General features: G+C 64.6%; 19 protein-coding genes. 4 read left to right on the top strand and 15 right to left on the bottom strand.

Annotation, left to right across the window (positions count from 1 at the left end):
* Positions 1-43 precede the first annotated feature (43 nt).
* The gene (locus tag BLU39_RS15225; RefSeq protein ID WP_092714362.1) at positions 44-604 is read left to right on the top strand and encodes a YdcF family protein; all 561 of its coding nucleotides are present in this window, start codon (positions 44-46) and stop codon (positions 602-604) included.
* A gap of 19 nt (positions 605-623) precedes the next feature.
* On the opposite strand, the gene glpK is transcribed toward BLU39_RS15225, so the two are convergent.
* The 8 genes from glpK to glpD all read right to left on the bottom strand — a co-directional run bounded on the left by glpK (position 624) and on the right by glpD (position 9,823).
* Positions 624-2,117, bottom strand: coding sequence for a glycerol kinase GlpK (gene glpK, locus BLU39_RS15220; RefSeq protein ID WP_092714721.1), 1,494 nt, complete (start codon positions 2,115-2,117; stop codon positions 624-626).
* Between the two features lie 75 nt (positions 2,118-2,192).
* Entirely contained in the window at positions 2,193-3,920 is a 1,728-nt protein-coding gene (locus BLU39_RS15215) for an ABC transporter substrate-binding protein (RefSeq protein ID WP_092714360.1), read from the bottom strand.
* Positions 3,921-3,992: 72 nt separating this feature from the next.
* Positions 3,993-4,295, bottom strand: a complete 303-nt coding sequence (locus tag BLU39_RS15210) for a DUF2160 domain-containing protein (protein WP_232731128.1) — start codon at positions 4,293-4,295, stop codon at positions 3,993-3,995.
* Between the two features lies 1 nt (position 4,296).
* Positions 4,297-5,100: a carbohydrate ABC transporter permease gene (locus tag BLU39_RS15205; RefSeq protein ID WP_171985164.1), complete on the bottom strand. Its 804-nt coding sequence runs from the start codon at positions 5,098-5,100 to the stop codon at positions 4,297-4,299.
* Positions 5,100-5,984: a carbohydrate ABC transporter permease gene (locus BLU39_RS15200; RefSeq protein ID WP_034754965.1), complete on the bottom strand. Its 885-nt coding sequence runs from the start codon at positions 5,982-5,984 to the stop codon at positions 5,100-5,102. The genes BLU39_RS15205 and BLU39_RS15200 overlap by 1 nt, the downstream gene beginning before the upstream one ends.
* Positions 5,984-7,096 carry an ABC transporter ATP-binding protein gene (locus BLU39_RS15195; RefSeq protein WP_092714358.1) on the bottom strand — a complete coding sequence of 371 codons (1,113 nt, stop codon included), beginning with the start codon at positions 7,094-7,096 and terminating at the stop codon, positions 5,984-5,986. The genes BLU39_RS15200 and BLU39_RS15195 overlap by 1 nt, the downstream gene beginning before the upstream one ends.
* A 1-nt stretch (position 7,097) precedes the next feature.
* Positions 7,098-8,192, bottom strand: a complete 1,095-nt coding sequence (locus BLU39_RS15190; RefSeq protein ID WP_092714356.1) for an ABC transporter ATP-binding protein — start codon at positions 8,190-8,192, stop codon at positions 7,098-7,100.
* A gap of 74 nt (positions 8,193-8,266) precedes the next feature.
* On the bottom strand, positions 8,267-9,823 hold the full coding sequence (gene glpD / locus BLU39_RS15185) for a glycerol-3-phosphate dehydrogenase (RefSeq protein WP_092714353.1): 1,557 nt from the start codon (positions 9,821-9,823) through the stop codon (positions 8,267-8,269).
* 191 nt (positions 9,824-10,014) lie between these two features.
* Between glpD and BLU39_RS15180 the strand changes: the two genes are divergently transcribed.
* The 3 genes from BLU39_RS15180 (at position 10,015) to BLU39_RS15170 (ending at position 12,629) form a co-directional block, all read left to right on the top strand.
* Complete coding sequence (locus BLU39_RS15180; protein WP_175539324.1) at positions 10,015-10,773, top strand: DeoR/GlpR family DNA-binding transcription regulator; 759 nt, start codon at positions 10,015-10,017, stop codon at positions 10,771-10,773.
* 356 nt (positions 10,774-11,129) lie between these two features.
* Positions 11,130-11,633 carry a MarR family winged helix-turn-helix transcriptional regulator gene (locus tag BLU39_RS15175; protein WP_092714351.1) on the top strand — a complete coding sequence of 168 codons (504 nt, stop codon included), beginning with the start codon at positions 11,130-11,132 and terminating at the stop codon, positions 11,631-11,633.
* A gap of 78 nt (positions 11,634-11,711) precedes the next feature.
* The gene (locus BLU39_RS15170; RefSeq protein ID WP_092714349.1) at positions 11,712-12,629 is read left to right on the top strand and encodes a pyridoxal-phosphate dependent enzyme; all 918 of its coding nucleotides are present in this window, start codon (positions 11,712-11,714) and stop codon (positions 12,627-12,629) included.
* Positions 12,630-12,632: 3 nt separating this feature from the next.
* On the opposite strand, the gene BLU39_RS15165 is transcribed toward BLU39_RS15170, so the two are convergent.
* From BLU39_RS15165 to BLU39_RS15135, 7 genes are all read right to left on the bottom strand, one after another.
* Positions 12,633-14,630 (bottom strand): diguanylate cyclase domain-containing protein, encoded by a 1,998-nt coding sequence (locus BLU39_RS15165; RefSeq protein ID WP_092714347.1) that lies wholly within the window; start codon positions 14,628-14,630, stop codon positions 12,633-12,635.
* The gene (gene cysC / locus BLU39_RS15160; protein WP_092714345.1) at positions 14,627-15,157 is read right to left on the bottom strand and encodes an adenylyl-sulfate kinase; all 531 of its coding nucleotides are present in this window, start codon (positions 15,155-15,157) and stop codon (positions 14,627-14,629) included. The genes BLU39_RS15165 and cysC overlap by 4 nt, the downstream gene beginning before the upstream one ends.
* Positions 15,158-15,220: 63 nt before the next feature.
* Entirely contained in the window at positions 15,221-17,890 is a 2,670-nt protein-coding gene (locus tag BLU39_RS15155) for a nitrate reductase (protein WP_092714343.1), read from the bottom strand.
* Between the two features lie 20 nt (positions 17,891-17,910).
* Complete coding sequence (locus BLU39_RS15150) at positions 17,911-19,149, bottom strand: NAD(P)/FAD-dependent oxidoreductase (RefSeq protein WP_232731130.1); 1,239 nt, start codon at positions 19,147-19,149, stop codon at positions 17,911-17,913.
* Positions 19,146-19,499: a nitrite reductase small subunit NirD gene (nirD, locus tag BLU39_RS15145; protein ID WP_046684027.1), complete on the bottom strand. Its 354-nt coding sequence runs from the start codon at positions 19,497-19,499 to the stop codon at positions 19,146-19,148. Before nirD ends, BLU39_RS15150 begins: the two co-directional genes overlap by 4 nt.
* A gap of 12 nt (positions 19,500-19,511) precedes the next feature.
* Positions 19,512-22,064 carry a nitrite reductase large subunit NirB gene (gene nirB, locus BLU39_RS15140; RefSeq protein ID WP_092714339.1) on the bottom strand — a complete coding sequence of 851 codons (2,553 nt, stop codon included), beginning with the start codon at positions 22,062-22,064 and terminating at the stop codon, positions 19,512-19,514.
* Between the two features lie 10 nt (positions 22,065-22,074).
* Positions 22,075-23,370, bottom strand: coding sequence for an MFS transporter (locus tag BLU39_RS15135; protein ID WP_092714337.1), 1,296 nt, complete (start codon positions 23,368-23,370; stop codon positions 22,075-22,077).
* Between the last annotated feature and the right edge of the window lie 271 nt (positions 23,371-23,641).

Raw genomic sequence — 23,641 nt, 5'->3', positions numbered from 1 at the left:
ATGGACGGGTATCATGCGTCCATTCCCTATTTGATGATGAACGATGCGAAAAATAACTGTGCTCGGTTCAAGCGCTGTTGGCGTATTCCTGCTGGCCACCGCCGCCCTGATGCTGGCGGGACTCAACGATAAACTGGCTCCCGCCGATGTGATCGTCGTGCCGGGCAATACGATTGCGCCCGACGGCACGCCCAGCCCCCGGCTGCAGGCGCGGCTCGACGTGGCGCTGAAACAGTTTCAGGAACACAGGGCGCCGCGCATTCTCGTCAGCGGGGCGACGGGCAAGGAAGGGTTTGACGAGGCCGCGGCTATGGCCCGCTACCTGCAGTCGCGCGGCGTGCCGGCCGGCGCCATCATCGAAGATAACCAGGGCTGGACGACGGACGCCACGGCCCGCAACGCGGCGCAACTGATGCGCACGCATGGCTGGAAGACGGCCATGGTTGCCACACAATATTTCCATGTGCCCCGCTTCCGGCTGGCGCTCGAGCGCAGCGGCATCGCCGTCAGCGGCAACGTGCACGCGCCCTATTTCGAGCTGCGCGACCTGTATTCCGTGCCGCGCGAAACGGTGGGCTATGCCGTGTATTTCATGCGCAATTGATCCTGGCTTATTCCCTAACTCACTCGCTCCAGTCGCGCGACCGCTCCACGGCCCGCTGCCATTTGTGCAGCCGCGTCAACCGTTCATCGGCCGCCATCTTCGGCTCGAAACGGCGTCCCACCTGCCACTGGGCGGCGATTTCTTCCTGCGATTCCCAGAAACCCACGGCCAGGCCCGCCAGGTAGGCGGCGCCCAGGGCCGTCGTTTCCGTCACCACGGGACGCACCACGGGCACATTCAAGATGTCGGCCTGGAACTGCATCAGCATGTCGTTGCGGGCCGCGCCGCCGTCCACGCGCAATTCCGATAGCGCGATGCCCGCGTCGTCCTGCATGGCGGACAGGACGTCCACGTTCTGGTAAGCCACGCCTTCCAATGCCGCGCGCGCGATATGCGCCTTGCCCGTGCCGCGCGTGATGCCGATCAGGGTGCCGCGCGCATACGGGTCCCAGTACGGCGCACCGAGGCCAGCGAACGCGGGCACGAAGACGAGACCGCCCGAGTCTGGCACGCTGGTGGCCAGCGCTTCCACTTCGGACGAGTCGCGGATGATGCCGATGCCGTCGCGCATCCATTGCACGGCCGCTCCCGCGATGAAGGCGCTGCCTTCGAGCAAATAATCGGTCTTGTCGCTGCCGGCGCCCAGGCTCCAGCCCACCGTCGTCAGCAGCCGGTTTTTCGATGGCAAGGGGCGCTTGCCCACGTTCATCAGCATGAAGCAGCCCGTGCCGTAGGTATTCTTGGCCATGCCCGGCTTCAAACAAGCCTGGCCGAAGGTGGCGGCCTGCTGGTCGCCCGCAATGCCGGCGATCGGTACGGACACGCCCAGCAGATCAACGTGCGTGTGCGCGGCCACGCCGCTCGAGGGCACGACGTCGGGCAGCAGGGAGGCGGGAATGCCCAGCAGCGCCAGCAAGTCCGTGTCCCACTGCAGGGTGTGGATATTGAACAGCATGGTGCGCGCCGCGTTGCTCGTGTCCGTCAAGTGGGCGCCGCTCATCTTGTAGATCAGCCAGCTGTCGACGGTGCCGAAGGCCAGCTCGCCCCGTTCGGCGCGCGCGCGGGCGCCGGGAACGTTGTCGAGCAGCCATTTGAGCTTGGTGGCGGAAAAATAGGCGTCCAGCACCAGGCCCGTCTTTTGCTGGATCAAGTCCGCCTTGCCCTGCTCGACCAGTTGCTCGCAATAGGCCGCATTTCTGCGGTCTTGCCAGACGATGGCGTTGGCGACGGGCTCGCCCGTAACGCGGTCCCACAGCACCGTCGTTTCGCGCTGGTTGGTCACGCCGATGGCGGCCACGTCGGAAGCGGCCACGCCGCTGTCGCGCAGCACCTGGTGCAATACGCCCTCTTGCGAGGCCCAGATTTCGTTCGCGTCATGCTCGACCCAGCCAGGCTGGGGGAAAATCTGGCGGAATTCGCGCTGCGCGCTGGCGTGCGGCCGGCCCGCATGGTCGAACAGGATGGCGCGCGAACTGGTGGTGCCCTGGTCTAAAGCAAGTATGTATGTGGTCATTGTCTGGTGGTGCGAATCGGGTAAAAACAGGCACGGAGCCATCAAGCTCCGTGCCCTCAGCACTGCGGCGGCAGCTTACCTTACCTTGCCTTCTTTCCAGGCTTGCAGCAGCTTGTCGTAGGCTATCGTTTCACCCTTCGGCTTTTCATTCGCCAGCTTTTTCCATGGAGCGTGCTGATCCGACAAATACTGGTTCGGGTCGCCCTTCGGATTGAGCTTGGGCGCGCACGCCTTCATGCCGGCCCGCTGCAGGCGCGCCATGACCTGATCCATTTCCTCGGCCAGGTTATCCATGGCCGCTTGCGGCGTTTTTTCCGCCGTGATGGCCGTGGCCACGTTCTTCCACCACAGCTGCGCCAGCTTCGGATAGTCGGGCACGTTGTTGCCCGTCGGCGTCCACGCCACGCGGGCGGGGCTGCGGTAGAACTCGATCAAGCCGCCGTACTCGTTCGCGTGTTTCGTGAAGTAATCGTGGCGAATGTCGGAGTCGCGGATAAACGTCAGGCCGACGATCGATTTCTTCAGCGACACGGTTTTCGACGTGACGAACTGCGCGTACAACCAGGCGGCGGCCTTGCGGTCGTCCGGCGTGGACTTGAACAGGAACCACGAGCCGACGTCCTGGTAGCCGTTCTGCATGCCCTCTTTCCAGTACGGGCCGTGCGGCGACGGCGCCATGCGCCATTTCGGCGTGCCGTCCTTGTTCACTACTGGCAAGCCCGGTTTCGTCATGCCGGCCGTAAACGCCGTGTACCAGAAGATTTGCTGGGCGATTTCACCCTGCGCCGGCACGGGACCCGATTCCGAGAAATTCATGCCGTTCGCCTGCGGCGGCGCGTATTTCTTCATCCAGTCGATGTATTTCGTCAGCGCAAACACGGCCGCCGGCGAATTGGTGGCACCGCCGCGCGACATCGATGCGCCCACGGGCGTGCACTTGTCGGCAGCCACCTTGATGCCCCATTCGTCGACAGGCATGCCGTTCGGAATGCCCTTGTCGGCCGCGCCAGCCATCGACAGCCAGGCATCGGTAAAGCGCCAGCCCAGCGACGGATCTTTCTTGCCGTAGTCCATGTGGCCATACACTTTCTTGCCGTCCAGTTCCTTCACGTCATTCGTGAAGAAGTCGGCGATGTCTTCATAGGCGGACCAGTTTTGCGGCACGCCCAGCTCGTAGCCATACTTGGCCTTGAACTTGGCTTGCAGATCCTTGCGCGCAAACCAGTCGGCGCGGAACCAGTACAGGTTGGCAAATTGCTGGTCGGGCAGTTGATAGACCTTGCCGTCCGGCGCCGTCGTAAAACTGATGCCGATGAAATCTTTCAAGTCCAGGCCGGGATTGGTAAATTCCTTGCCCTTGGCGGCCATGTAGTCGGACAGCGGCTCGACGGCGCCATAGCGGTAGTGGGTGCCGATCAGGTCGGAATCGGAAATCCAGCCGTCATAGATGCTCTTGCCGGACTGCATGGAGGTCTGCAGCTTTTCCACCACGTCGCCTTCCTGGATGATGTCGTGGCGCACCTTGATGCCCGTGATTTCCTCGAAGGCCTTGGCCAGGGTCTTCGATTCGTAGACATGGGTGTCGATGGTTTCCGAGACGACGGAAATTTCCTTGATGCCCTTGGCTTTCAGCTTGGCCGCCGCATCGATGAACCATTTCATTTCAGCAAGCTGTTGCTCCTTGCTCAGGCTGGAAGGCTGGAATTCCTTGTCGATCCAGGTTTGCGCCTGCTTGGCGTCGGCCAGGGCCGCATTCGACACGAGCATGGCCGCAGCCGCGAAGACCGTGAACTTCAATTTCATCGTGAATCTCCTTTTATAGTTTTTACCGGCCGCCTGCTGGCGGTACGGCATCCATCAACACCGGCAAGCCGGTTATCCCCAACGCATGACAATCAACAACAACACAAAACTGATGGCAGCCCCTATCGCCTGCTGCATTTCCGTAAACCCCGCCCACGCCAGATTCACATACGCCGCCGTGAGCAAGCCGATGAACAGCCGGTCGCCGCGCGTCGTCGGCATGGGCAAGAAACCCTTGCGCTCGATGCTGGGCGAGCGGATTTGCCACACCGTCATGCCGGCCAGCATCAAGCCGATGCAAATAAAGAAGATGGCCACTTCCGGCGTCCACGCCATCCAGCCGAACAGGCTGGCTGTGCTATCGGTATTTTCCATGTCACACCCTCCCCATCGCGAAACCCTTGGCAATGTAATGCCGCACGAACCAGATCACCAGCGCGCCGGGCACGATGGTCAGCACGCCCGCCGCCGCCAGCACGCCCCAGTCCATGCCGGCCGCCGACACGGTGCGCGTCATGGTGGCGGCGATCGGCTTGGCGTTGACGGACGTCAAAGTACGCGCCAGCAGCAATTCCACCCAGCTGAACATGAAGCAGAAGAAGGCCGTCACGCCCACGCCCGACTTAATCATCGGCAAGAAGATGCGGATGAAAAAACGCGGGAAACTGTAGCCGTCGATATATGCCGTCTCGTCGATTTCCTTCGGCACGCCGGACATGAAGCCTTCCAAGATCCACACGGCCAGCGGCACGTTGAAGACCATGTGCGCCAGCGCCACGGCCAGGTGCGTGTCCATCAGGCCGACAGTCGAATACAGCTGGAAGAAGGGCACGAGGAAGACGGCGGGCGGCGTCATGCGGTTGGTCAGCAGCCAGAAGAACAAATGCTTGTCGCCCACGAAGTTGTAGCGCGAGAAAGCATAGGCGGCCGGCAAGGCGACCGTGACCGACATGACCATGTTCAAGGCCACGTAGATCATGGAATTGATGTAGCCGCTGTACCAGGACCGGTCCGTGAAGATCGTGTGGTAGTTGGCGAACGTCAGTTGCTGCGGCCACAGACTCAAGACCCCGACGATTTCCTCGTTGGTCTTGAGCGACATATTGAGCATCCAGTAGATGGGCAACAGCGAACCCAGCAAAAAGACGACGAGGATGGTGCTGCTCATTTTCTTGTGCATCATTTCTGGTCTCCCGTGCCAACGCGCTGCATCCACGTGTACAGCACAAAGCAGAACAGCAGGATGATGAGGAAATAGATCAGGGAAAACGCGGACGCCGGCCCCAGGTCGAACTGGCCCACGGCCTTTTGCGTCAGGTATTGCGACAGGAACGTGGTGGCATTGCCCGGCCCGCCGCCCGTCAGCACGAACGGTTCCGTGTAGATCATGAAACTGTCCATGAAGCGCAGCAACACGGCGATCATCAGCACATTGCGCAGTTTCGGCAGCTGGATGTAGCGGAACACGGCCAGGCGCGAGGCGCCGTCGATGCGCGCCGCCTGGTAATACGCGTCGGGAATGGCGCGCAAGCCCGCATAGCACAGCAGCACGACGAGAGGCGTCCAGTGCCAGATATCCATCACCATCACCGTCAGCCACGCGTCGAGCGAATTGCCGTTGTAGTTGTAGTCAAAGCCCAGCTGGTTCAGGGTGTAGCCCATCAGGCCGATGTCGCCGCGGCCAAAGATTTGCCAGATGGTGCCCACCACGTTCCAGGGTATCAAGAGGGGCAGCGCGATCAGCACCAGGGCGAGGGACGCCTTCCAGCCATCGGCCGGCATGCACAGGGCAATCAAAATACCCAGCGGAATCTGGATGGCCAGCACGGAGCCGGAAAACAGCAGCTGGCGCAGCAAGGCGCTGTGCAGATCGCCGTCCAGCATGACCATGCGGAACCACTCGGTGCCCACGAAAACCTTTTGTGTGGGGCTCAGAATATCCTGCACGGAATAGTTCACCACCGTCATCAGGGGCAGGATGGCGGAAAAGGCCACGCACAGCAGCACGGGCAGGATCAATAGCCAGGCGCGGCGGTTGTTATCGGTTTTACCGTTATGTATCATCAGGCCACCCGCTTATCGTTGACATAGAAAAGGGTGCGTTGCGGCGGAAAGCGCAGCCGCACAGACTGGCCTAACTGCGCCCCGGCGACGGCGTCGATGGCGCGCAGCTTGGCCGCCACCTTCGCGCCGCCCAGCTGGAATTCCGCCAGGTAATGCGTGCCCATATTGCGCACGGCCGTGACCGTGGCGTCCAGGCAATGGTCGCCACCTTCGCCACCCTCGCCCGCTTTCACGCATTCGACGAATTCCGGCCGCACGCCCAGCGTGATCTTGCCTTGCGCGCCAGAGAGCGCCGCGCGGGCGGCAGCGGACACGGCCAATAGCTGTCCCGCCACGCGCACGCCACCGTCGTCCAGGGTGCAACCGAGCAAGTTCATGCCCGGGTTGCCGATGAAATAGCCGACAAACGTGTGCTCGGGCTCCTCGAACAGCGCTTGCGCACTGCCCGTCTGCACCACTTCGCCCTGCGTCATGACGACCACCTGGTCGGCAAAGGTCAGCGCTTCCACCTGGTCGTGCGTGACGTAGATCAGGGACAATTTCAGTTCGTGGTGGATCTCCTTCAATTTTCTGCGCAACAGCCATTTCAGGTGCGGGTCGATCACCGTCAGCGGTTCGTCGAACAGCACGGCCGCCACGTCAGGGCGCACGAGGCCGCGGCCCAGCGAAATCTTTTGCTTGGCGTCCACTGACAAGCCGCTGGCGCGCAGCTTCAAGTCGCCCGTCAATTCCAGCATCTGCGCCACTTGCTGCACGCGCTTTTTCACCTCGATCTCTTTCCAGCCGCGATTACGCAGCGGAAACGCGAGATTGTCGTGCACGGTCATGGTGTCGTAGATGACGGGAAACTGGAACACTTGCGCGATATTGCGCGCCTCGGTCGGCAGCTGCGTGACGTCCTTGCCGTCGAACAGCACCTTGCCATGCGACGGCTTGACCAGGCCGGAGATAATGTTGAGCAAGGTCGTCTTGCCGCAGCCGGACGGCCCCAGCAAGGCGTAGGCGCCGCCGTCATGCCACGCCATGCTCATGGGCCGCAGCGCATAGTCGGCGGGGGCCGTCGGGTTCGGTTTGTAGGCGTGGGCCAGGTCGACCAGTTCGATGCGCGCCATGTCACACCCCTCCTTGCGCAGGAGCAAACAGCAGGCCGCCATCGCTGGCGAAGATCAGCAAGGCGTGCGGCTGGCAATACACGGTGCAGGCGCTGCCGATCTCCAGGTTGTGCACGCCTCCCAGTTGCGCCACCAGGGCCAGGTCGCCACGGCGCGCATGCACATAGGTTTCCGAGCCGCTGATTTCCGCCAGATCCACCGTAGCTGCGATGGCCACGTCGCCCTCGGACTGCGGCGACAGATGCAGGCTGTGCGCGCGCACGCCGAGGATCACCGCCGTGCTGTCGCCCAGACGGGCGCGCTGCGCGCCGCTCAAGTGTATCGACAGGCCGTCGGCCGCCTGCGCCACGCCGTGCGCATCCACGCGGGCGGGGATCAGGTTGATGGGCGGGTCGCTGAAGGTGCGCGCCACGTCGATGGAGTTGGGGGCGTTGAAGACGTCCAGGGTCGGACCTTGCTGCAGCAAACGTCCCTCGTGCAGCACGGCCACGTGGCCGCCCAGCTGCAGCGCTTCCAGCGGTTCCGTGGTCGCGTACACGACCGTCGTGCTGCCGCTGGAAAACAGTTCCGTCAATTCGCGGCGCAATTCCTCGCGCAGCTTGTAGTCGAGATTGACCAACGGCTCGTCGAGCAGCAGCAAGGACGCATCCTTGATCAGCGCGCGCCCCAGCGCCGTGCGCTGCTGCTGGCCGCCCGACAATTCTCCGGGCGTGCGCTGCAGGTAGGGCGTGATGTGCAGGCGTTCGGCCAGCGCCAGCACTTTCGTGCGTATCTGCTCCTCGGGCACCTTGCGCAGGCGCAAGGGCGAAGCGATATTGTCATAGACGGTGAAGGCCGGATAGTTGATGAATTGCTGGTACACCATGGCCAGGTTGCGTTTGCTGACGGGCACGCCCGTCACGTCGACGCCATCGGCCGTCACCGTGCCCCCGCTGGGCTTGTCCAGGCCCGCCATCACGCGCATAAGGGTCGTCTTGCCGGCACGCGTGGTGCCCAGCAAGACGTTGATGGCGCCCGGCACGAGGGCCAGCGACATCGGATATAAAAAGTCGTCAGCCCCCTGCTTCCTGCTGATCTTGTCCAGTACCAGTTGCACGCGCTTCTCCTCCAGTGATGGTTTCTTATTCTTCGCCGCAACCTCTGCGGGGCGCGGTCGGCAACGTTTTGTGCTTATGGCAAAGGGTGCTGCAACAGCCAGGCGTCGAGCGTGCCCGCCGTCTCGCGCGGCAGGTGCAAGCCCAGCTTGGAGCGCCGCCACAGGATGTCGGCCGCGCTGACGGCCCATTCATGGCGCCGCACATAGTCCACTTCCGCCGCGTACAGGCCGGCGGCAATTTCCTCGCCCATGGCCGCCACGTCCGCCCTGCCCTCGAGCAGCACGTGGATGCGCGTGCCGTAGGCGCGTGCATAGCGCGCCACCAGCGCCGCCGGCAGCCACGCATACTCGCGCTGCAAGCCTTGCACGAACTGGCCGAACTCGCGCACGGCCCGGTTCTGCGGCACGGCGCCATACACGTCGCCGCCGGGCAGGCAAGCCTGCTCCGTCCAGGCCGGCAGCGTATTGCCCAGCAAGGGCGCCAGCAGGTCCATCGCTTCCTCGGCCAGCTTGCGGAAGGTGGTGATCTTGCCGCCGAAAATACTCAGCAGCGGCGCACCTTCCCGGTCCAGCTCGAAACGGTAATCGCGCGTGACGGCCTTGGCGTCGGCCGCCGCGTCTTCCACCAGCGGGCGCACGCCCGCATACGTCCACACCACGTCGGCCGGCACGATCGGCTTGCTGAAATAGTAACTGGAAAGCTCGCACAAGTAACGAATTTCCTCGTCATCGATTTCCACCTTGCCACGGTCGCCTTGGTAGTCGAGGTCGGTGGTGCCGATCAGGGTGAAATCGTGCTCATACGGAATGGCAAACACGATGCGCCCGTCCGGATGCTGGAAGATATAGGCGTGATCATGGTCGAACAGGCGCTTGACGACGATATGGCTGCCCTTGATCAGGCGCAAATGCCGGCCCTGCCCGCCGGGCGCCGCCTGCTGCAGGAACTCGGCCGTCCACGGCCCGGCCGCATTGACGACACTGCGCGCGCGCACGGACAGCTCACGCCCGTCGCCTTGCTGCAGAGTAGCCTGCCAAGTAGCGTCCGCACCCGCTCCATCGCGCCGCAGGGCCGTGCAGCGCGTGCGCGTCAGCACGTGCGCGCCCTTGTCGGCCGCGTCGATGGCATTGAGCACCACGAGGCGCGCATCGTCGACCCAGCCGTCGGAATACACGAAGCCGCGCTTGAACTGGGGTTTTAACGGTGTGCCGGCCGCATGGCGCGTCAGGTCGATGCCGCTGGAAGCCGGCAGGATTTCCCGCTTCGCCAGCATGTCGTAGAGGAACAGGCCGGCGCGTATCAGCCAAGCCGGGCGCTGGCCCTTGGCGTGCGGCATGACGAAGCGCAGCGGCCACATGATGTGCGGCGCCGAGCGCAGCAACACTTCGCGCTCGATCAGCGCCTTGCGCACGAGGCCGAATTCATAGTATTCGAGGTAGCGCAGGCCGCCGTGTATCAGCTTGGTGGAGGCGGACGAGGTGTGGGAAGCCAGGTCGTCCTTTTCGCACAGCACCACGGACAAGCCCCGTCCGGCCGCGTCGCGCGCGATGCCGGCGCCATTGATGCCGCCGCCCACCACCAGCACGTCGCATTTGATCGCTGTCTCCACACCCTGCTGTGCTGCGGCCATCGGGACTCCATGTCTGTCGTGGACTCACCGGCGAGGAAAGACTAGGCATCGCCAGCGACTGTCGTTAAGATCACCATTTCGTAATACACATGCAATATGGATAAGGTTACGCCAGAATACGAACCCATAGCAACATATTTTTAGTACTATTTGTTCGTTTTTGTTCGTTTGTGATTTTTAAAGAGAGCACCATGATCTTGAATCCCCGCCAGCGCCGCCTGCTTGAAGTGGTGCGCCAGAAGGTCACCATGTCCGTCGAAGAGCTGGCCCAGCAGCTGGACGTGACGCCGCAAACCGTGCGCCGCGACGTCAAGCAGATGGAAGAAGCCCGGCTGCTGGCCCGCTACCACGGCGGCGTGGGCTTGCCCTCGTCCGTGGAAAACATCGATTACAGCCAGCGCCAGGTGTTCAACAGCGACGCCAAGCGGCGCATCGCGGCCGCCGTCGCCGCGCAAGTGCCGCACGGCTGTTCGCTGCTGATCAATATCGGCACGACGACCGAGGAAGTGGCGCGCGCGCTGGGCCGGCACACGGGCTTGCACGTGGTGACGAACAACCTCAACGTGGCCGCCATCCTGGCCGACAACGCGGCCTGCGAAGTCATCGTGGCCGGCGGCGTGGTGCGCGGCCGCGACCGCGGCATCGTTGGCGAAGCCACCATCGACTTCATCCGCCAGTTCAAGGTCGACATCGGCATCATCGGCATTTCCAGCATCGACGAAGACGGCAGCCTGCGCGACTTCGACGCGCGCGAAGTGAAGGTGGCGCAAGCGATCATCGAGCAGTCGCGCGAAGTGTGGCTGGTGGCCGACCAGCATAAATTCGGCCGCAAGGCGCTCGTGCGCCTGGCCGACCTGGCGCAAATCGACGTCCTGTTTACGGATGCGCCACCGCCGCCCCGCTTTGCCGAAGTGCTGCGCGAGGCGGGCGTGAAGGTGGTGCTGGCCTGAGCGGACTGCATTTCTGCGGGAAAACCTCACCCTGTCGCGTGGGCAATACGTCTTGTGTGGGCCAGCATACAGAATGATATGAAATATTTATCAATTCGGCAAAAATGCTGTTACCATTGATGCAACATGAGTTATTTTTTTAATCTTCCTCGCTCACAATACGATTATTTGCTTGATATTGCTTTTTATTTATCTAGAGTAAGGAAAAAGGAAAAAACTCTTTGTCGCTAAGTGATTTCCTGTGAAAACAATGTTAGAAATACCTCAAGCACGACGATTGTTCCCAAACAAACCACTCGACAGCAAGCGTGAAGGCCTTAACCATGCCGGCAACGCCGCCCAGTGAAGGAAGAGAAATGAGCCACAATTTTGAATCGGCCGCCATGCCGCAAGCCGCCCATCCCAACAGCGTCCCCGTCAGCGAGCTCGAAGCCCACCTCGGTTACTGGCTGCGTTTCGTTTCCAACCACGTCTCCCACAGCTTCCAGAAGAAGGCCGAAGCCAATGGCGTGACCGTGTCCGAATGGGTGGTGCTGCGCGAAATGTTCCGCCTGGGCTGCACCTCGCCCACGGTGCTGGCGCAAGTGTCCGGCATGAGCAAGGGCGCCGTCTCGAAACTGATCGACCGCCTGGAAAGCAAGGGCATGGTCAGCAAGTCCATCCTGCTGGCCGACCGCCGCCAGCACTCGATCGAACTGACGACGGAAGGCGCAGCGCTGGTGCCCGTGCTGGCCGAGATGGCCGACCAGAACGACGAGGAATTCTTCGGCAAGCTGCCGCGCCAGCTGCGCGACGACCTGCTCGAAGCGATGAAGGAAGTGGCGCGCACGCACCAGCTCAAGAGCGCCCCGCTGAACTAAGCCAATCCCGGCAAGGGTGACGCGGCGGCGCGCGTGCTTCGGCTATGATGCTGGCCTGACTGTTTACCAGGAACACGCATGGCCCTGCACATCGAAACCCCCTTGCTCAACTCGCGCGCCCTGAGCCTGCACAGCGAACGCGCCATCTGGCTCAAGCTCGAAGCCTTGCAGCCGCCCGGCTCCTTCAAGATCCGTGGCATCGGCCTCGCCTGCGAAGAATACGCGCGGCGCGGCGCCAGCCGTTTCATCTCTTCTTCCGGCGGCAATGCCGGCATCGCCGTCGCCTATGCGGGACGCCAGCTGGGCATTCCGGTCATCGTCGTCGTGCCGGAAACGACGAGCGAACGGGCCAAGGCCCTGATCGCGCAGGAAGGCGCCGAAGTCATCGTGCACGGCGCCGCCTGGCAGGAAGCCAATGCGCTGGCGCAGTCGATGCTCACGCCGCAAGACGCCTTTTTGCACCCGTTCGACGACCCGCTGCTGTGGCAGGGCCATGCCGGCATGATCGATGAAGTGGCCCGCGCTGGCCTGAAACCGGACGCCGTGGTTCTGTCGGTGGGCGGCGGCGGCCTGCTGGCCGGCGTGGCCGAAGGCTTGCAGCGCAACGGCTGGGATGACGTGGCCATCGTGGCCGTGGAAACGCAAGGCGCCGCCTCGCTGGCGGCGGCCGTGGCCGCGCGCGAACACGTGGCCCTGCCAGCGGTCACCAGCATCGCCACCTCGCTGGCCGCGCGCCAGGTGTGCGCGCAGGCATACGCCATCAGCCAGACGCGCCTGCTGCACAGCGTCGTGGTGTCCGACCGGGCCGCCGTCGACGCCTGCCAGCGGTTTATCAACGACCAGCGCCTGGTGGTGGAACCGGCCTGCGGCGCGGCGCTGGCGGCCGTCTACGGCAAGGCGCCGGAACTGGCGCCCTACCGCAAGGTGCTCGTCATCGTCTGCGGGGGCGTGACGGCCACCACGCAGCAGCTCGACCACTGGAGCGCCACCCTGTAGCCGCTACGGCGCCGCCTCGAGCAGCGCCACGCCATCGCGGCCCTGCCCTTTCGCGGCATACAGGGCCTGGTCGGCCAGGTCCAGCAGCTGCGCCGGCGTCAGCGCGCCTTCGCGGAAGATGGCGATGCCGATGCTGGTCGTCACCGGCAGCGGGCCGCTGGCCAGCTCGAAGGGCTGGCGGATGGCGTCGACGATCTTGGCGCCGACCTGGCGCACTTCGGCCGCGCCGTTCACTCCTTGGAGAATGATCACGAATTCATCGCCGGCCAGGCGCGCCACCAGGTCGCTGGCGCGCACGCTGCGCACCAGGCGCGAAGCGAATTCCTTCAGTACCTCGTCGCCCGCCTTGTGTCCCAGGCTGTCGTTGATCGCCTTGAAACGGTCGATGTCGAGATAGGCGAGCGCCATCGGCGCGCGCGCGGCCCGCGTGCGCTGCATGCTTTGCGCCAGCTGCTCGTCGAAGCGGCGCCGGTTGGCGATGCCCGTCAGGGTGTCGGTGGCGGCCGCGAACTGCAGCGCCGTGTGCATCGCCTTGGTCTTGGTGATTTCGTGGATCAGCCCATATACGCCTTCCACCGCGCCGCGCTCGCCCACGTCGGGCACGTAGCTGGTATGGAAGGTGCGCTCTCCCGCCTCGTTGTCGACCGTGAATTCATAGTCGACCTCCTCGCCCGCGAAGGCGCGCAGCAGGTGCTGCTCGCGCAGCTGGTAGGCCTGCTCGCCCAGCACCTCGCGCATGGAATGCATCAGGCTCTCCCTGGCCGAGACGCCGAACCACTTTTCAAACGTCGCATTGATGAACTGGTAGCGGTGTTCGCGGTCGATATACACGATCACCACGGGCACGTGGTCCGTCAGCAGTTTCAGGCGCCGCTCGCTGTCGCGCGTCTGCGCCTCGGCGATTTCACGCTCGGCCACCAGCGAATAAAAATCGCGGCTCAAGTCGCCGATCTCGTCGCGCCGGCCGATTTGCAGCACGTCGATACCGAGGCGATGGCGGCGGATCTCATGCACCTGGTGGCGCAAGCGCGCCAAAGGCTGCAACAGGCGCAGCACGATGCGCCAGCCGGCCAGGCCCGCCAGCGCCGCCAGCAGCACGGCGGCCAGCAATATCTTGCTGCGGATGGCGTGCAGCGGCGCGAAGGCCTCGCTCATCGGATATACGGACGCCAGTATCCAGCCCGTCGAAGCGATGCGGTGGTAGGCGAACAGGGCATCGACGCCTTGCGTGGTGGTGCCCGTCATCCAGCCCTCGTAGCCCTGCATGGCGCGCCGCGTGGGCACGCTGATGGGGCCATGGGCTTCGATATGCTGCATGATGCGCGACTTGTCCGGATGCTCGACGATGACGCCTTCGCTGGTCATGATGTACAGGTAGCCGCCCGGGCCAGGCTTGAGGGCGCCCAGACGGCCGAGGAAATCGGGCTGGCGCAGGTTGACGCTGGCCGCCAGCACATAGCGCACGCCGCCGTGCGCATCGAACACGGGCTGCGTCACCACCACGATGGGCATGCCGGAAATGCTGCCGTTGAGCGGCGACGAAATCACGGAACGCCGGGTCGCCAGCGTCCGTTCAAAGTAAGGGCGGCCCTTCACGTTCAGCCCCGCCTGCGGCTTGAAGGGACTCACGCTGGCCAGGACGATGCCGTCGGCGCCGACCACGCCGGCCGAATAAAACTCCTTGCCCAGCACCGTTTGCGCGGCCAGGAAACGCTGCAGGCTGGCGCCGTCGTGCGCACCGCCGGCCGCCAGGCTGTCCGCGATCGCGCGCAGCACATTGCGCTTCGCATCGAGTTCCTCGTCGATGAAGACGGCGGCGCTGGCCAGCGATACGTATTGCTGGCGCCCCATCACGTCGCGCATGCCGCGCTCGGCCACGGCCAGGGTGGCCAGCGCCAGCGAGGCGACCGCGCCCAGCACGAGCAGGAAGACGACCACGCTCATGCGCGCCTTCAGGCTGGCGGGCAGGCGACGGCGCAGCTGTTTTCGCCAGTTCGTCACGGACGCTGCTGAAGGTAGTGGCACAGGCGTTCGACCGACTCGTGCAGCGCCAGGGTGTCCGTGTCCAGGGTCAGCGCGGCCGCCAGCGGCGCTTCATACGGCGCCGAGATGCCCGTGAATTGCGCAAGCTGCCCCGCGCGCGCCTTGGCATACAGGCCCTTGGGATCGCGCGCCTCGCACACGGCCAGCGACGTGCTGACGTGGACTTCGACGAAATGCGCCGCGCCGATGATGGCGGCGGCCATGGCCCGGTCGGCGCGGCAGGGCGAGATGAAGGCAGCGATGACGACCAGGCCCGCCCCGTTCATCAGGCGCGCCACTTCGGCCGCGCGGCGGATGTTTTCATGCCGGTCTTCGGGCGTAAAACCGAGGTCGCGGTTCAAGCCGTGGCGCAACTGGTCGCCGTCGAGCACCGCCACGGCGCGGCCCTGCGCCTTGAGCTGGCGCGCCAGCGCGCCGGCGATGCTGGACTTGCCGGCGCCGCTCAAGCCCGTCAGCCAGACCGTGTCGTGTTGTCCTGCTGTCATCACACTGCCTCTCTCCTTGTAGAGCTGGCAATATAACAAAGCCGCGCGGGAAAGGACAGATGATCAGGCAGCGCTGCGCGCCTCAAGCAGCAACTGTCGTATCTCCGGCACGCAGGAGCCGCAATTGCCGCCCGCCTTGACGCAAGCCGTCACCTGCGCCGTCGTCGTCAGTTTTTGCTCCACAATGGCCGCGCAAATGGTGTTGCGCCCCACGCCAAAGCACGAGCACACGATGGGACCGGCATCGACGCCCTTGCCGATGGGCTGGCCCAGCAGCACACCGGCGCGGTCCGCCGCATCCATCTGCGCGTGCGCAAACAGGCCCGCCAGCCAGCTGCGCGACGGCAGGTCGGGCCGCGGCGAGACATACACGCATTGCGCGATGCGCCCGTCTTCCAGGTGCACGGCGCGGTACACGCCGGCGCTGGCGTCCGCATAATCGAGCCAGTCGGCGTTGTCGTCCGTGACGCCGAGCAGCGCGCGCGCCCAGGCGCCGAGATCATCGATGCGCTGGCGGCCGGCCAGTTCGTAGCGCAGGAATTGCTCGCCCTGGATGCGCGTCCAATGCGCCACGCCGTCCAGGTCCAAGGGCGTGCGGCTCAACACGAATGCATGCCAGTGCACGCGGAACTGCTCGATGCGCACGGGCGTGTGCTTGAATTCGGGTTCGCCCGAGACGGGGTCGACGACGGGGTTGACGACGGCGCCCACGCGCGCGTCCGACGCATTCGCGTCGCTCCAGTGGATCGGCACGAAGACCTGGCCGCGCGCGATGCCGCCGCCATGCACGACCCGCGCCACCATCGCGCCCCAGGCGCTGGACACGCGCGCCAGCTCGCCTTCGCGCACGCTGTACAGCAGCGCATCCTGCGGGTGGATATCGATGAACGCTTCGGCGACGTGGCCCGACAGCTTGGCCGCCTTGCCCGTGCGCGTCATCGTATGCCACTGGTCGCGCACCCGGCCCGTATTCAGGATGAGCGGATAGTCTTCGTCGGGCATGTTGCGCGGCGCGCGCGGCGCCGTCGGCACGAAGCGCGCGCGGCCATCGGCATGCGCGAAGCGGCCGTCGCCGAACAGGCGCGCCTGGCCCTGCGGCCACTGCTGCGGCGCCAGGGCGTCGTAGCGCGCCGCATCCAGGCCCGCCAGGTGGCCCAGGTTGAACAGACGCTTTGTGGCCCCGTCATTGCGGAAGGCGGACAGGCGCGCGTGTTCATCGAAGATGGCTTGCGGCGCCGTGAAATCGAAGCCGGCATACCCCATGCGGCGCGCCACGTCGCACAGCACGTCCCAGTCGGCGCGCGCTTCGCCGGGCGCCGGCAAGAAGGCGCGCTGGCGCGAGATGCGGCGCTCGGAATTGGTCACCGTGCCATTCTTTTCGCCCCAGCCCAGGGCCGGCAGCAGCACGTCGGCATGGGTGTTCGTGTCCGATCCGGCGCTGATGTCGGACACCACCACCAGCTCGCACTTGGCCAGCGCCCGGCGCACCTGGTCGGCATCCGGCATGCTGACCAGCGGATTGGTGGCGATGATCCACACCGCCTTGACCTTGCCCGCCTCGATGGCGTGGAACAGCTCCACCGCCTTCAGGCCAGGCTTGTCGGCCATGCGCGGCGCATCCCAGAAGGTTTGCACGGCTTCGCGGTGCGCCGGCTTGTCGAGATCCAGATGCGCCGCCAGCATATTGGCCAGGCCGCCCACTTCGCGCCCGCCCATGGCGTTCGGCTGGCCCGTGAGGGAAAACGGTCCCATGCCGGGCTGGCCGATGCGCCCCGTCGCCAGGTGGCAGTTGATGATGCTGTTGACCTTGTCCGTGCCGGAAGACGACTGGTTGACGCCCTGCGAAAAGGCCGTGACGACCTTGCGCGTGGCGGCGAACGCCTGGTAGAACGCCAGCAAGGCTTGCGGGTCGACCTTGCAGATTTTCGCCACCCGCAAGGGATCGGAACAGTCGACATGGGCGGCCGCCAGCGCCTCATCGAGGCCGCTGCTGTGCCGCGTCACAAAATCATCGGCGATCACCCCTTCCCGCGCCAGATAGCACAATAGACCGTTGAACAGCCACACGTCGGTGCCCGGTTTCACGGGCAGGTGCAGGTCGGCCAGCTCGCAGGTGGCCGTGCGGCGCGGGTCGATCACCACCAGTTTCATCTCCGGCCGGGTTTCGCGGATGCGGGCGATGCGCTGGAACAGGATGGGGTGGCACCAGGCCGTGTTCGAGCCCACCAGCACCACCATGTCGGCCAGTTCCAGGTCTTCATAGCAGCCCGGCACGATATCCTCGCCGAACGCCCGCTTGTGACCGGCCACGGCCGACGACATGCACAGGCGTGAATTGGTGTCGATATTCGCGCTGCCCACATAGCCCTTCATGAATTTGTTGGCGATGTAATAGTCTTCCGTCAGCAGCTGGCCCGAGACGTACAAGGCGACGGCGTCGGGGCTGTGCTTGTCGATGATGGCGCGCAGGCCGCCCGCCACCTGGTCCAGCGCGGCATCCCAGGAGGACGGCTGCAGGACGCCATCGACGCGTACCTGTGGTTGCAGCAAACGGTTCTCCAGGTCCAGGGTGTCGCCGAGGGCAGAGCCTTTCACGCACAGCTTGCCTTGGTTGGCCGGGTGCGCAATGTCGCCGGCGATGCGGATGGCGCCGTCGGGCAGGCGTGTCGCTTCCACGCCGCAGCCGACGCCGCAATATGGGCAAGTGGTTTTCACGGGCGTGCAAGTGGTCATGGGGGTCCTGTTGGTCGCTGTCAGGCGGCCTGGGCGCACAGCGCCTGGCCAAACAATAAATGGGCGCGCAGCTTGCTGATGTCGCGGCGCTGCTGGATCAGGTCGAAATACCAGGGACCGTCCTGCACGTCGCCATACAGCACGGCGCCGGCCAGGCGGCTGCCCTGCACCACCAGGCGCTTGTAGACGCCACGGCGCGGATCGCGCAGCACCAGGTCTTCACTGCCCTCGCCGCCGATGATGTCGCCGGCCGAATACAGGTCGATGCCCGTCACTTTCAATTTGGTGGCGCTGGCCTGCTGCACGTAGCGGCGATGCCCCGCGCCGGCCAGGTGGGCGCCGCACACGCGCGCCTGCTCCCAGATGGGTGCGACCAGGCCGAAGGTAGCGCGCCGGTGCTGCACGCATTCGCCCACGGCGTACACGCGCGGGTCGTAGCTTTGCAGGCAGTCGTCGACGACGATGGCCCGTTCGCAATGCAGGCCGGCCGCTTGCGCCAGCGCGATATTCGGGCGCACGCCGGCCGTCATCACCACCAGGTCAGCGGGGATGCTGCTGCCGTCCGCAAACTGCACGCCTTCCACGCGGGTGTTGCCGATGATGGCGGATGTCTGCGCGTGCATCAAAAAACGCAGGCCGCGCGCTTCCAGCGCCGATTTCAACAGCATCGACGCGGGCGCGTCCAGTTGCTGGTTCATCAGGGCGCCGCTCATGTGCACGACCGTGACATCCATGCCCTGGCGCTGCAAGCCGTTGGCCGCTTCCAGTCCCAGCAAGCCGCCGCCGATGACCACCGCGTGGCGGTGCTGGCGCGCCGCCTGCAGCATGGTATCGACGTCGCTGATATCACGAAAACCGATCACGCCGGGCAGGTCGTGGCCCGGCACGGGCACGATGAAGGGCGTCGATCCCGTGGCCAGCAGCAGGCGGTCGTATCCGACCGTGATGCCGGACAGCGATTGCACGGTGCGCGCCTGGCGGTCGATGCGCACGACGGGGTCGCCCGCATGCAGGGTGATGCCGTGCTGCGCGTACCAGTCGCGCGTGTGCAGCATGATGTCGTCGACCGACTTTTCGCCGGCCAGCACGGGCGACAGCAAAATGCGGTTGTAATTGCCGTGCGGTTCGGCGCCGAACACGGTGATGTCGTACAGGTCGGGCGCCAGTTTCAACAGTTCCTCGACCGTGCGCATGCCGGCCATGCCGTTGCCGACGACAACGAGCGAGGGGCGCGCAGCGGCCTTGACTGGCGGATTCACAGGGCCACCCACACCATGTCGGCAAACACGCGCGCCGGCCAGGCGGCGACGGAGTGCTCGGGCGCTTCGATGCATTCGCCGCTGGCCAGGTCGAAATGCTGCTTGTAGATGGGCGAGGCGACGACGACGCGCTCGCCGATGCTGCCGACCAGGCCCCGCGACAACACGGAAGCGCCCGCGTTCGGGTCGATATTGTCGATGGCGTACACGCGCGGCGCGGCATCGCCGACGCGGAACACGGCCACGTGGCGGCCACCCAGCAGCGCGCACACGCCCGTGTCGGGCACGATATCGGTCAAGGGACAGATCGCCACCCAGTTGTCGGCGGTGGCGCCGGAAAGTTCATTCATCGCATTCATGGCTCAAGCCTCCACGGCAAGGATGGGGATCACGGTGCTGCGGCGTTCCAGTTCGGTGGCGGGCCGGATCTGGCCCCGCTCTTCGACGAACACCACGTTTTCATCGCTCTTCTCGCTGTTGACGAAATGGCGGAAGCGCTGGCGCACGGCGGGGTTGGAAATGGCTTCCTTCCACTCGCAGGCATAGGTGTCGACCACGTGCTGCATGTCCGCTTCCAGCTCGTGGGCGATGCCCAGGCTGTCGTCGATGATGACGCGCTTGAGGTAATCGAGGCCCCCTTCCAGGTTGTCGCGCCACACGCTGGTGCGCTGCAGGCGGTCGGCCGTGCGCACGTAAAACATCAGGAAGCGGTCGACATAGCGCACCAGGGTCGCTTCATCGAGATCGGAGGCGATCAGTTCCGCATGGCGCGGCTTCATGCCGCCATTGCCGCACACGTACAGGTTCCAGCCCTTTTCCGTGGCGATCAGGCCGATGTCCTTGCCCTGCGCCTCGGCGCATTCGCGCGTGCAGCCGGAAACGCCGAACTTGATCTTGTGCGGCGTGCGCAAGCCCTTGTAGCGGTTTTCCAGCTCGATGGCAAAGCCCACGCTGTCGGCCACGCCGTAGCGGCACCAGGTGGAGCCGACGCACGATTTCACCGTGCGCAGCGACTTGCCATAGGCGTGGCCCGACTCGAAGCCGGCCGCGATCAATTCTTCCCAGATGGCCGGCAACTGGTCGACTCTTGCACCGAACAGGTCGACCCGCTGGCCGCCCGTGATTTTCGTATAGAGACCGTATTTTTTCGCCACCATGCCCACGGCGATCAGGCCGTCTGCCGTCACTTCGCCGCCCGGCATGCGCGGCACGACGGAATACGTGCCATCCTTCTGGATATTGCCGAGAAAGTAGTCATTGCTGTCCTGCAGGCTGGCATGCACGGGAGAGAGCACGAAATCGTTCCAGCACGAGGCGAGGATATTCGCCGCCACGGGTTTGCACACGTCGCAACCGAGGCCCTGGCCATGGGCCGACAGCAGCGCGCCGAAGCTGCGGATTTTGCCGACACGGACCAGGTGGTGCAGTTCCTGGCGCGAGTAGGCAAAGTGTTCGCACACGTGGTTGTTCACCATCAGGCCCTGCTTCTGCATTTCCGCCTTCATGATCTGCGTGACCAGCGGCACGCAGCCGCCGCACGCGGTGCCGGCCTTGGTGCAGCTTTTCAGGGCGGCTATGGTGGTGGCGCCCTCGGCGACGGCCGCGCACAGCGCGCCTTTCGACACGTCGTTGCACGAGCAGATTTGCGCCGACTCGGGCAAGGCGTCCACGCCCAGGCCCACCTTTTGCTGGCCATCGGCCTGCGGCAGGATCAGGAATTCGGGCGATGCCGGCAACTCGATTTTATTGAGCATCATCTGCAAGAGCGTGCCGTATTCGCTGGCGTCGCCCACCATCACGCCGCCCAGCAGGTATTTGCCGCAATCGGAGACGACGATCTTCTTGTAGATCTGCTTGCGTTCATCCATGAACTGGTAGGAGCGGCTGCCCGGCGCATTGCCGTGCGGGTCGCCAAGGCTGGCCACGTCCACGCCCATCAGTTTGAGCTTGGTGCTCATGTCGGCGCCCTTGAACGACGCTTCGCCCTCCTCCTGCAGCACATGGCGCGCCGCGATGCGGGCCATTTCGTAGCCGGGCGCCACCAGGCCGAACACCAGGCCGCCCCATAGCGCGCATTCGCCGATCGCATAGATGTCCGGGTCGGACGTGACGCAGCTGTCGTCGATGGCGATGCCGCCCCGTGGCCCCACTTCCAGGCCGCAGGCGCGCGCCAGTTCGTCGCGCGGGCGGATGCCGGCCGAGAAGACGATCATGTCCGCTTCCAGATGGCTGCCGTCGGCGAACTGCATGCGGTGCGTGGCCGATTCGCCGTCGACGATGGCCAGGGTGTTCTTTTGCGTGTGCACGGTCACGCCCAGTTCCTCGATCTTGCGGCGCAGGACGCGCGCGCCTCCCTCGTCCACCTGCACGGCCATCAGGCGCGGCGCAAATTCCACCACGTGGGTGTCCAGCTTCAAATCGCGCAAGGCTTTCGCGCATTCGAGGCCCAACAGTCCGCCGCCGATCACCACGCCCGTCTTCGACTTTCCGCCCCAGGCCAGCATGGCTTCCAGGTCTTCGATGGTACGGTAGACGAAGCAGCCATCCCTCTCTTTACCGGGCAGCGGCGGCACGAACGGCGTCGAGCCGGTGGCGAACACCAGCTTGTCGTAGGCCAGCACTTCGCCCGTGCTGGCCGTGACGGTTTTGGCCGCGCGGTCGATGGACACGGCCCGTGCATTGAGTTTCAGGACGACATTGCCCTTGTCGAAGAAGCCGGGCGCCACCAGGGACAGGTCCTCGGCCGATTTGCCGCTGAAAAATTCGGACAGGTGCACCCTGTCGTAGGCGGGGCGCGGCTCTTCGCACAAAACCGTCACGGACAGGCGCGTATTGTTTTCCAGCGCCAGCCGTTCGAGGAACTTATGCCCGACCATGCCGTGGCCAAGTACGACGATGTTCAAAGGGTGGTTCATTACTGTCTCCTCAGGCCGCGGCCATGTTCGGTTCGGCCGCCAAGCCCGTGAAGCGGGCGGCGATGGCGCACAGGGCCGAGATCACCACCAGCGCGCTCAGGATGATCAGAGTCTGGCGGATGTCGCCCGTGCCCTTCATCAGGAAGCCGGCCGCCACAGCGCCCACGTTGCCGCCCGCGCCGATGATGCCGGCCACGCCGCCCAGCGCGCGGCTGTCGATGAAGGGCACCAGCGCATAAGTGGCGCCGCAAGCCATGTGGGTGAACAGGCCGAAGACCAGCATGGCGATGACGGCCCAGGTGACGCTGTCGACTTTTGCAAACCACAGCAGGCCCACGCCTTCGCCTATCATCAGCATGAACAGCAAGGTCACGCGGCTGTTCAGGTTGCCGCGCAGGGCCAGCTTGTCGGACATCCAGCCGCCCAGGGCGCGGGCAAACAGGGCCAGCAAGCCGAAGCTGCCGGCGGCCAGGCCGGCCGATTTCAGGGACAGGCCGAAATGGTCGACGTAGTACACGGCGGCGATATTGTGGATGAAAATCTCGATGCCGAAGCAGGCGCCGTAGGTGACGAACAGCAGCCACACGCGGTAGTTGGAGCTGGCCGCCTTGAAGCTGGCCCAGCCACCCTTTTTACCACCTTCAATGGCCACGCCGGCGGCGCGCAAGTCCGAGTAATTACCTTCAGGGCAATCCTGCGTATAGCGCCAGTAGAGAACGGCCATCACCAGCATCAGCACGCCCGGCACCAGCAGAGCCACGCGCCAGCCCAGCGACTCGGACACACCCAGCATCAGCACGGCACCGAGCAGCAAGGGCATCAGCGCCTGCGCCGCGCCGCCGCCCGCATTGCCCCAGCCGGCGGCGGCGGCATTGGCCGTACCCACCACCCGAGGCGCGAACATCACGGAGGTGTGATATTGCGTGATGACAAAGCTGGCGCCGACGGCACCGATGCCCAGGCGGAAGAACAGAAAGCTTTCGTAGCTTTGCGACGCGGCCACGCCCAGCACGGGAATGGCGCCCAGCAGCAGCAAGCCCGTGTAGGTCTTGCGCGGGCCGTAGCGGTCGCACAAGGGACCCACGATCAGGCGCACGAGGATGGTGATGGCGACGGCCGCGATATTGATGTTCGCCACTTGCGCCAGGGACAGGCCGAACTCGCCCTTGATGACGGGCATCAGTGGGGCGCAGGCGAACCAGGCGAAGAAACACACGAAAAATGCCATCCACGTCAGGTGGAATGCGCGCATGGGCGGCGTGGCGAGGGAGAAGAGCGCGATGCGCGTTGCTTTTTGGCTGGCCATGATAGGTTCCCGAAATATCCCGTTGATAAAACAAAACGGCGCCCGCCCCCGCCGATGAAAAATCAGCCTGGGCGGACGCCGTTGTCCATGTGGTCCGTCGTTGGACCGTTGTGCGTTTATTCAGGGGATCGCCGTTGATCCGTATCTCCTTTGTAGCAAACGCCGTGCCAGCATGCCGCAGGGGTAAATGCCCTTGTCGATACGAGGTTTGCGCCAGATCATGGCCAATCACGGTGCAAGCACGCCACTTGCTGGTGCATGCGGGAACCAG

It is taken from the genome of Janthinobacterium sp. OK676 (assembly GCF_900103595.1).
Lineage (GTDB): Bacteria > Pseudomonadota > Gammaproteobacteria > Burkholderiales > Burkholderiaceae_D > Janthinobacterium.
This window is presented reverse-complemented; position numbering and strand designations above follow the sequence as displayed.